The organism is Endozoicomonas acroporae (assembly GCF_002864045.1).
Lineage (GTDB): Bacteria > Pseudomonadota > Gammaproteobacteria > Pseudomonadales > Endozoicomonadaceae > Endozoicomonas > Endozoicomonas acroporae.
On sequence record NZ_PJPV01000023.1, the window covers coordinates 1 to 10,594 of the forward strand.

Here is a 10,594-nt window from a genome sequence, read left to right on the forward strand (position 1 = left end):
GCTACGGCTATGCTCCCTGCGTTGTGCCTTGCATAGTAACTGTCCACTTAGCCAGAAATATACGATTCCATTTGGCCAACTACTTAGAACCACTCGAATAGGGAATAGTTCCAATACCGGGAGCGCTTCAGATTCCACCTGGTAAAGGCACTGAGTGCCAGATATGAAACCTTCTGAGTGGCGATATGACATCCCAGATCAGTCGGCTTTCATCTGGTTTGATCTGTCCACGACGATGACATGGGTAGCTGGTATTAAAAATCATTGACAGTCGATTTGCCTGATGAAATAAAGGCACAATCCCATCCGGTGTAAACTCATCACTGACAACGATAACTACATAGTTTTTTTTCTCAATATCCAGATCTTCAAGGCTGCATATGTCAAGATTAACACCCACCTTCCAGTGAGGTGAAAGTTGCTTGCTATCAGAGGGTTTGCATATAGATATCATTTTTTTCTTCAGTTTGCCGGACAGCCATGCGCCAAAACGGGGGGTTCTTCCTGCTTCGACAATAACGACTGATACACTCTCCTGAGTCTTTCTATCAGCGTATTTATCAGGCAATATTTCTTTTGCAATTCCCTCAATATGAATGGCTCGGGATAACCAGCTAATCATATTATTTTTCCTGAATAACCAGGGTCTGCTATATACATCTTCAGACATTAGATGTCGGGAAGAGCGTAGTGATATTTGCCAGTGATTGATAAAATGATCAATATGTTCAATAGTGTCGTCATACTCAGAATATATATTGGCAGTATCCACTTTAATATGCTGAACGTTTTTTTCTGCGTATAGCGGATGGACTTCGTTCACCTCTTCAATGCCAATACATTTATCTTTCTGCAATGGTCGAGTCGGAATGAGAGGAAAGGATTTGGAACACCATACCCGCACAGTGCCACGGGTGGATGACATATCTCTGGCTTCAAATTCAAAATCAAAGGGGACGTTATGAATGTTGTTCTGTCTGGATGTGAACTCGCAGCATGGAATGGTAATCAATGAGAGCCGTTTACAGGTCTTGATTGGCAGGCATGCCTGATCCGTTGAAACATGAGCATGCATCATTAAAACAACTACATGATATTCTGACAGATCATATTTTTCCGATAGATCGACCTCTTCGACAGGCTTGGCGATCAGCGTCAGATTGTCAGGCAGTACTGATTTTGGTGTTTGTAATACCGGGTCGATGGACAGTACTGGCCAATCAGTATTTAAAGCTATCCATGCCCCCAGTTTTGGTTTTGGACCCGCACCCACATCTAAAGCGATCAATTTATCATCAGGGCTGTGGGGAATGTATTTTTTCAGAGTATCCCAGATGGTTAAAATGGTACTGATTTCTTTTAATGACTCCCATTGTAATAAGTCCATGGAAATAAATCGTGCTGCCTGGGCATGTTTGATAAATCTTTGGAAAATGGACTTTGAGAGTGTTTTTGCCCAGTCATATTGAGTGTGTTTTTCGGCTGTTATCCGATTAATTGTTGAATTGTCAGCCTGGTTATCAGGTGCAGGCAATAAGGAAGGTATTGTGCCCGTAGGTTGAAAGTATTGTGCAGATGCAAGCATGATTTTTTATTTCGTTGTTGTTCCGGTGAAACAATAAATGAGTAATCAGAATAGTATGTTAATTTCATGACATCAGCCGGAAACCCAACTATAACGTAAATATCCTGTCCGGAGGTCAAAATATGCCTGTTTCACCGTCTGCGACCTCTTCATCGTCAACCCTTGCCGATCACCCAGAAAAAGCGGACGTTCAACCGGCAGAAAAGCAGGTTCAGGTCTTGTCCTGGGGATACCGGCTGACCACACTGACGGCCTGGGCAGGCAACAGCATGTTATTACCTGCCTTGATGAATACGCCAATCACCACCTCCCTGGCCAGGCCATTGATGCAGTCACAATACGATGGAAAACGGCCTGAGCTGCGCCTTATGTTGTCGTCACGGGGGTGGCTGCCTGCCCTGGGCCGCACCGGCATTCGTTATCTCATCGCTGACTCTGCCCGTTTGGCCAGTGAGCAGGCCATCAGCAGGCTGGCGAACATCAATGAAACTGATACTCCTTCAACAAAACAGCCACAGGAAAAGTTAAACCTGCTGGTGGATGCAGCCTCGTCGGCCATGATGACCTGCGCCAGTCAGCCCATGACCTCCATGCAGGTCTACCGACAGGTCCGGCAGAATACATCAGCGGTGGGGCCTCAGCACTTCCTGCAAGGGTTGCTGGCACACCCTGTGCGTGGCAGTGCCAGCAATTTTCTCAGTACCTTTCTGATGTTTAGTCTGGACCGCAATGATCGCCATCTGATTGCCCGTCATCAGGCCGGAGAGATATCCCTGGCACAAATGACGGTGATCCAGACAAGTCTGGGCGGAGTTGTCGGGGTGCTGAATAATTTTCTGAAAACCCACGCAAACGCCCGGGCACTGGGCTTGTCCCATAAAGATATTTTCCAGAAAATCATGGTCAAACAGACCCCTTCGGTACTGGCGGCCCAGGTGCTTTATGCCTGGGTACTGGGCGGGGTTGCCAATAAACTCTGGTCATCCTCTATCGCTGCGCTGCAAGGCCTGGACAAGTCAGTTCGTGATCGCATCCTGATGGAACCATCGCGGCCAGCAACCAGTGACCACTCGGATGAATGAAGCGACATTTTGCGATCGGTCATGTTGTGTCAGGAAGGCCTATGAAAACACGGCAGCAGAGGGTATCCGTTTTTGCTTAAGAACCCAATGTGACAACTACTTCGATCTGGACTGTACTTTGAATTTGTTCAAAGCCACTCCCTGAACTCTGCCAGCATGTTGTCCCTGACCACCTGTTGCCAGCCATCAGCTGTGGTTTTGCCCCGTAATTCCTGCAGACTGGTTCGTGCTATCTGGGCGATTAATTCATTTTGCAGCTGGGGATCATTGACCATGTTGCCAAACAGCTTTGGGAATTGTTCGCTGACCAGCGACTTGATGGTGCGGTAGCTGCTGAGTATGTCGGTAATGCCCTTAGTGGTAAATCGGTGCAGCCCGGCCACGGTCGGCATGGACTCGGTGCCGGTTGCCATCAGGCTGGCCTGTTCGCTGGCGCTGGTCCGGTGCGGCAGCAACTGCACCACCAGTTGACCAAGATAGTGAGCATTGTCCTGGTTTTGTTCAATCCCTTCGCGGATGATTCGTTCGGTAATTTTCTGCTGGCTGATCGCTTCACCAAAGGCTTCCACCCTGGTGTCGTGCAGGTGGGTAAACAGCTGCCAGGCTCTCTGGCTCAGCCTGAAGCTTTGCCAGTCAGGTGTCCGGGTGCCAATTTCTTCAGCGTTGGCTGCCGCCAGGCTGCGGGCATCGGCCTGTAATTGCCGCAGCGGTCCGGAACAAGAATTCTGGCCCAGGTGATCCGGCTGTTTGTCCAGCAATACCAGCAGCTCCAGCTGTTCAGACAGTGGCAGCTTCATAAAGCCGGATTGAGCTTTATCATAGTTGCCGCTGGCCAGCTCTCTGGTCAGGGGAATGGTCTTTGCTGGCAGATGGTCCATCGGGCTTGTGGCGTTCAGTCGTTGTCCAATCTGCCTGGTATCTGCCGCAGCCGTGAGCCGCGGAGGCAATGCCGGGCGGCCACTGACTTTGGCGGCCAGCAGATTGGCCAGTATCAGGGTGCTGGCAACCGGGTAGTCTAACGGTGTCAGGTGGGTGTTGCTGCGCTGGTGGAGAGTGCCGGAAACCCCCGGTGGTGCATTGCCCCCCAGTGACAGCGGATTGAGATAGCCAGCCAGCTGACCCAGAGTTTGCAGAGCGCCTGCCAGCATTCCCTTGTGCTGGCTTGCCCCTGAGATGGCGGGCTGCCCGGAGAGATCCCGGCGCTTTCTGAAGTGGCTCTGTGCTGGCTGCGGATTGCCCGGCTTCGGCAGCACGGTACGATAGCTATCCGGATCTTTAATCACATCCATAAAGGTAGAAGGCAGGTAAAGTACATTATCGCCGGCTTCACCAGGAGCCACTTCATCGGCACCATGATCATGGTGGCGCAGATAGGCTTTTTGCTGGTCATCAATAAACAGCTCTTTCTCCTGGTGCAAGACCGTGTCCAGTAACGGATGATTGTCCGGTTTGGCCTGCAGATCACCATCCCCCTGCTGGCTGGACGTGGTATTCATGGCCGCTGACCAGAGGCTTTCCCGCGCCTGTAAAACTGGACTGTCGGTACCTGACTCTGTTTCAGCCTGTTGCAATTGGCTGCGCTGATCCCGACCCTCCAGCGACAGCGTGAGGTCGGTAATAAACAGGTCAAAGTCGTCAGGTTCTGATGCCACCGGCTGTTGCAACAACACCTTGAGCAGGTGGGTTGAAGCCGATGGTTTTCTGCCCGTGTGATCGTAGATGCCATTCGCCAGATGTCGTATGCCCTCTGCGCTCAGTGTCTGCTTATCGCTATAGCCAGTGGCATAAAACAGCTGTAAACGAACATCGTTAAGTGTGGCGTACATGCTGGTAAATGTATCGGTCAACTGGGTACGGATAAGCGCTTTGCCGTTAATGATTGGCTGGGCGTCATCACCTGAAAGTGACGACAGGGTGTTCATGGACTGGTCGCCAGATTGGAATATACGACGAAAACTTTCGCTGAACAGGTTGTTGAGTCGGTTCAGGGTATCACCCAGGATAACGCGTTTTTTGATACTGCCGGGGTTTGTGTCCGGGGCCGCCAACTGGCTTATCTGTGTCAGTGCCTGTTGGTAGGCCCCGGCGATGCCCTGGTTGAATCGTGACTGGTTGAGCCGGGCCTTGTCCGCGAACTGTTTGATGGTGGCTGTTGTCAATCGATAATTCCGGGTGTTGCTGGTATGGCCTGTATCTGGCTGCTCAAGGCTCGCCGTGGTGTTGCCCGGCTGAAGCACCATCGGTCGCTGGTTTTGCCCGGCTGAAGATGCCAGGCCTGTTGCGGGCTTTTTGAGGCGGCCTGAGCGATAACCATCCGGGTCGCGAATAACATCCAGGAAGTTAGACGGCAGAAAGAGTACATCCTGGCCCGCCTCTGCCCGGGTGACCTCACCGGGGAGTCGGCCCCTGTGGTCCAGGTGGATTTGCTGGAGGTCATCAATAAACAGCCCTTTTTCCCGCTGCAGAATATCCGTCAGCAGCTGTTGATTGTGGGCTCTGTCCGGGTTGGCAACCAACGTCCGGCTGATTTCGGCCCGGGTAAATTTCATGGCTGCTGTCCACAGCTGTTCCTGCTGGCGGACAACAGGGCTGGTGGCTGCTGACTTAGTCTCTGCCCGATGCAACTGCCGGATTTTGTCCTGACTTTCCAGTAACAGGCCCATATCCCCGATAAATCGGTCGAAACTGTCCGGGGATTGTGACGGCGGTTGTTGTTTGATGGCTTTGACCAGATTGTCTCCAGCCAAAGCATTCCTGTCAGGGTTGTCCGTTGCCTCCAGCTGTCTGCTGTCTTCCCCGGTAAGCCATTTGCTGTCGATATAGTTGGCATCAACAAACAGTTGCAGGCGAAGATTATCCATGGCCGTGTACATGTTCTGAAAGCTGGAGATCAGTGTGCTGGTAACTCCGGCACTGGCTGACAGCGTTGACCGGTCATCATCCGTTGCGATTGAGCGTATTGACTGGCTGGCATTATGGGCTAATTGAAAAATATCAAGAAAGTGGTCGCTGAACTGTCCCTTGAAGCTGTTGAGTCCGTCCCCCAGCGCGATCCGTTTCTGAATGCTGTGTTGCTGCTGATCAGCAGTGGGTAATTGCTGGATTTGTGTCAGTGTCTGGTTGCGGGTTGCCTCAATCCCCTCGTTGAACAGCCGGGTGATAGCTTTGGCGCTGTCGGTGAGAGACTGGGTGATGTTTGCCAGCTGTTTATCCGTAGCGGACTGTACTAACGTGACGTTGCCGGTGGTCGTGGTCACTGCTATTGAGCTGCCTGACAGTTGAGTAGCTGATGGCGTGATGGTGGTACCGGCGCTGATGGTTGAGGTCTGTGGTACCTGCAAAGTAGACGACGGCTTGACAGGGGTTATGGTCGTGTAGGTTTCCGGCCGTTGACTGCTTGGCCCGACGGATGCAGATGCCTGCTGGTTTAGACAGACAGAAAATTTGTTCTCCAGCACACTGAGCTGCTTGTGCAACTGGAACAACTTTTCTTCGCTCCTGAGCAATTGCTGCACCTGTGAGCTGGACGCTATCTGCCGGGACTTGAATTTGGCCTTTGCTGATTGACCGGAGGCACTATCGACACGGGTAAAAGTCACCGCAGGTTGATAGGCAGATGTCGTTGATGGGGCTGGATGATTCATAGTGGTTAACCCTGAAATTGATTGAATAACTGTTTTTTCAGCTGGCTTCAGCCGGGTCGTTACGAAAGTCGGCAAATTCCCTGTTCATTTGCCTTGTCACTGCCTGTTGCCACTGACCGGTTGTTTTGCCCTTGAGTTCCTGCAAACTGGTCCTTGCTAGCTGGGCGATCACTTCCTCCTGCAACTGGGCGTCGTTGATCTGGTCGCCGAATACTTGCTGGAATTGTCTGCTGACCAGCGACTTGATGGCTGCGTAACTGTTGAGAATTTCGGTGATGCGTTGCCGGTTGAACTGGTGCAGCCTGACTGGCCCTGGCAGTGCTTTGTCCCTGGTGTTGATCAGGCGGGCCCGGTCACTGGCACTGGTGCGCACTGGCAGCAGTGCGACCACCAGCTGATTAAGGCGCTGGGCATCATCCGGATGGGGCTCAATGCCCTGGCGCTGGATCAGTGCCGCTGTCTTTATCCGGTTGATGGCCTCTGCCGGTGCCTCGAACCGGGCGTTGTACAGATGGGTAAACAGTTGCCAGGCTTTCTGGTTCAGCTGGAAAGTTTGCCAATCGGGGGGCTGTCTGTCCGAAGGCTGATCCGGGTCTTCCGGGATAGCCGATGGTGCCTGTGTCGCTTTGGCGAAATCGGCCTCCAACCGGGCCAGGGGTTCAGCAAAATGATCCAGACCCAGATAGTCGGGTTGGCTGGCCAGAGTCTCCAGCAGCTCCAGTTGCCTGGCCGGTGCCAGATTCATAAAGCGGGACTGGGTTTTATGGTAACGACCGGAGACCAGGCTGTTAACCAGTGGCAGGTCGGTTGGTGGTGTAAGGTCGACACGCTGGCTGGACGACAGACGCAGTTCAAGACGGGTGGCCAGTGAGGCCCTGGCGCTGGCCTGTGAACCCTGCTCCAGCCCGAGCCATTGGCTTAGTCGAGCGATAAACTTCTGAGGCTGGCGACTGTGCAGTTGTGTTGCCTGGTCAATGATCTTGTTGGACAGAAGCTGTGGTATTTCGTTGTTCTCTGCCTGATCAGCCAGTCGGCTTCTGGCCATGGCCTGTAACATGATTTTTGCCAGTTGCCGGGTTGCACCGTGGTCGGTGGTCTGGCCCGTTGACGGGTCACGGAAAAGTGGTGCGCCGGAGGCCTGGCTGGTGCCGCGCAGTGAGCCATCGGCCCGGAAAATATGGTCAGGCTGCTGGTGTTGTATGCCCACCGACGTTGAGGTGAGAATGTTTAACAGAAAGTTTTCCGTTACCTTGCCGGTAGATGCTTTTGGCAGGGTCTGGACAATGGCCAGATTGATCAGATCGTCCTGGTCCCACTGTGTACTGACTTGTTTGTCCGGGGTGGCCAGATCGTTGGCCAGGGCCGAGAGCTCTTCCCGCAGCTGCCCGGCCAGGGCCTGGCTGTCAGTCAGTAGCCTCATGCCCGGTGACTGGTCAAGCGGGGAGGTGTGCTTGTCCGTGGTTTGTGGTGCCATGGTGTTGTTCAGGTGTATGGGGCGATCACTGATTTTGGCGGCCAGCAAGTTGGCCAGCGTCAGGTTGTCGGTAACCGGATAGTCCGCCGGTGTTATAGCGTTTTTGGCGGTATGGCTATCTGGGCCGGGTGTACTGGCTATGGCCGATGGAGTACTGGCCTTGCCGGAACTTGGAACCGGATGGCCGCTGGATTGGCCCGGGTCAGGCTGGACACTGGCCATGCCCCGGGTTTGGTGAGTGGGTGTGGTGCAACTCTCCAGTTTCCTGACAGGGTTTATATTGGGCTGCTGGATACTCTCAAGCAACAGGGTTTGCTCCTGTTGCAAGATACTGGTTAATAACTGATGGTTGTGGGGCCTTTTTTGCCGGGCAAGGATATCACTGTTGAATTGGTCACCAGGCTGTTGTTCCACTGGCCCTGTGTTCCCCGGCGGCTGGGAGGCTGCTGATGCTGACTGCTGTTTCTGGCCAGTTGTCCCACGCAGGGACTGGCCCAGGTCGGCCATAAAACGATCAAAGCCGTCGGGTTTGGCTGGCTGTGGTTGCTGCTCGATGGCCTTGAGCAGATGAGCTGTATTCCGCGAGACTACTGCCGGAGGGGAATAGACACCAGACGATAGTCGTAGGATGGTGGCACAGTCCAGCGGTTGTTGGTTGGTGTAGCCCAGGTCTGACAGCATTTGCAGGCGTATATCGCTGAACGTGGCATACATTGTCTGGAACTCGGACATTACCCTGGCGCTGATTAAGGATTGGGCAGTACGATGGTCATTGTCACTGGTCGCAGCTGAGCCCAGGGACTTCATAAACCGGTGAGCATTTTTATAAATATTCAGGAAATTGGTGCTGAATTGTTGATTCAGTTGGTTCAGAGAGTCCCCCAGAAGAATCTCTTTTTGCCAACTGTCTAATGGTTGCCCCAAGGTTGTTGGTGCCCGGCGAATCTGGTTGCGTGTTTCGACATAGGTTTTGGCTATCTCTTTATTGAATCGTAAATGGATCTTTTTGCTGATGTTTGTGAAGGGTTTGAGGACTCCCGGCAGCTCCCGGTTGTTATCCGATTCTGGCTGTGGCGCAGGCGAAGCATTGGTTGTTGCCGTGTCCGTTGTGTTTTCGGTTGAGTTTGTGTGATCGGAGATACCGGGAGTCTTTTCTTGCGAGGTGCTGCCGGATGATGTTGCCGGCTGTTGCGTTGTTGTCTGTTCGGCAGCCGTGCCTGTTGATCCAGGTTTCAACGATGCAGAAGCAGCCGTGCTATCTCTGGAACCAGAAGTCACTGTCTGCCTGGTGGTGTCGGAAGTTGGTTCTGTTGTCTGACCGGATTGCCTGGTCTGTGCGGCGGTTGAGATGGTTGTTGAGGTTGGAGACGCTGTTGTGCTGTCAGATCTACCAGAGGTACCTTCTGCTGTGGTGGTGGTTTCAGATGTTGATTGTGCTATTTCCTGGTTTGTCGTTTGATGTATAGCTTTTGTCGTCTGAGTTGTAGTACCTGTTGTTGGCGATGTTACTGATTGTCTTGTTTCTGCAAGTGTTGAGATTTCTGTCAGCGTTGAAGCAGCCGTTGTGCTATCCGGAATACGCGAAGTTCCCTGTAGTCGCGGGCTATCAGACGTTGATTGTGCTTTTTCCTGAGTAGCTGATTGCTGTGTTGTTGCCAGTTCGGCTGCTATGCCTGTTGATGCCGACGTCAATGATGGAGAAGCAGCTGAGCTATCTCTGGAACCAGAAGTCACTGTCTGTCTGGTGGTGTCGGGGGTTGGTGCTTTCGTTTGGCTAGATTGCCTGGCCTGTGCAGCGGTTGAGATGGTTGTTGATGTTGGAGGCGCCGTTGTGCTGTCAGTTCTACCAGAGGCGTCTTCTGTTGTGGTGGTTTCAGACGTTGATTGTGCTTTTTCCTGAGTGACTGATTGTTGTGTTGTTGCCTGTTCGGCAGCCGTGCCTGTTGATGCCGACGTCAATGATGGAGGAGCGGCTGAGCTATCTCTGGAACCAGAAATAACTGTCTGCCTGGCAGTGTCGGGGTTTGTTGTTGTCGTCAGGCTGGATTGCCTGGTCTGTGCAGTGGTTGAGATGGTTGTTGAGGTTGAAGACGCCGTTGTGCTGTCAGATCTACCGGAGGTTCCTTCTGTTGTGGTGGTTTCAGATGATGCTATTTCCTGGTTTGTCGTTTGATGTATAGCTTTTGTCGTCTGAGTTGTAGTACCTGTTGTTGGCGATGTTACTGATTGTCTTGTTTCTGCAAGTGTTGAGATTTCTGTCAACGTTGAAGCAGCCATTGTGCTATCCGGAATACGCGAAGTTCCCTGTAGTCGCGGGCTATCAGACGTTGATTGTGCTTTTTCCTGAGTAGCTGATTGCTGTGTTGTTGCCAGTTCGGCTGCTATGCCTGTTGATGCCGACGTCAATGATGGAGAAGCAGCTGAGCTATCTCTGGAACCAGAAGTCACTGTCTGTCTGGCGGTGTCGGGGGTTGGTGCTTTCGTTTGGCTAGATTGCCTGGCCTGTGCAGCAGTTGAGATGGTTGTTGATGTTGGAGGCGCCGTTGTGCTGTCAGTTCTACCAGAGGCGTCTTCTGTTGTGGTGGTTTCAGACGTTGATTGTGCTTTTTCCTGAGTGACTGATTGTTGTGTTGTTGCCTGTTCGGCAGCCGTGCCTGTTGATGCCGACGTCAATGATGGAGAAGCGGCTGAGCTATCTCTGGAACCAGAAATAACTGTCTGCCTGGCAGTGTCGGGGTTTGTTGTTGTCGTCAGGCTGGATTGCCTGGCCTGTGCAGCGGTTGAGATGGTTGTTGAGGTTGGAGGTGTT

General features: G+C 52.5%; 4 protein-coding genes. 1 reads left to right on the forward strand and 3 read right to left on the reverse strand.

Features of this window, described 5'->3' with window-relative positions; translation table 11 throughout:
- Positions 1-127: 127 nt before the first annotated feature.
- Entirely contained in the window at positions 128-1,387 is a 1,260-nt protein-coding gene (locus tag CX664_RS04175; protein WP_145999810.1) for a hypothetical protein, read from the reverse strand.
- Between the two features lie 320 nt (positions 1,388-1,707).
- Between CX664_RS04175 and CX664_RS04180 the strand changes: the two genes are divergently transcribed.
- Positions 1,708-2,667 (forward strand): hypothetical protein, encoded by a 960-nt coding sequence (locus CX664_RS04180; RefSeq protein WP_101745518.1) that lies wholly within the window; start codon positions 1,708-1,710, stop codon positions 2,665-2,667.
- 128 nt (positions 2,668-2,795) lie between these two features.
- Here CX664_RS04180 and CX664_RS04185 read toward each other — a convergent pair whose 3' ends face one another.
- Both CX664_RS04185 and CX664_RS26185 read right to left on the reverse strand, forming a co-directional pair.
- Positions 2,796-6,311 (reverse strand): hypothetical protein, encoded by a 3,516-nt coding sequence (locus CX664_RS04185; protein ID WP_101745519.1) that lies wholly within the window; start codon positions 6,309-6,311, stop codon positions 2,796-2,798.
- A 37-nt stretch (positions 6,312-6,348) separates the two neighbouring features.
- The coding region (locus CX664_RS26185) for a hypothetical protein (RefSeq protein ID WP_180966372.1) at positions 6,349-10,594 on the reverse strand (4,246 nt) is incomplete at its 5' end.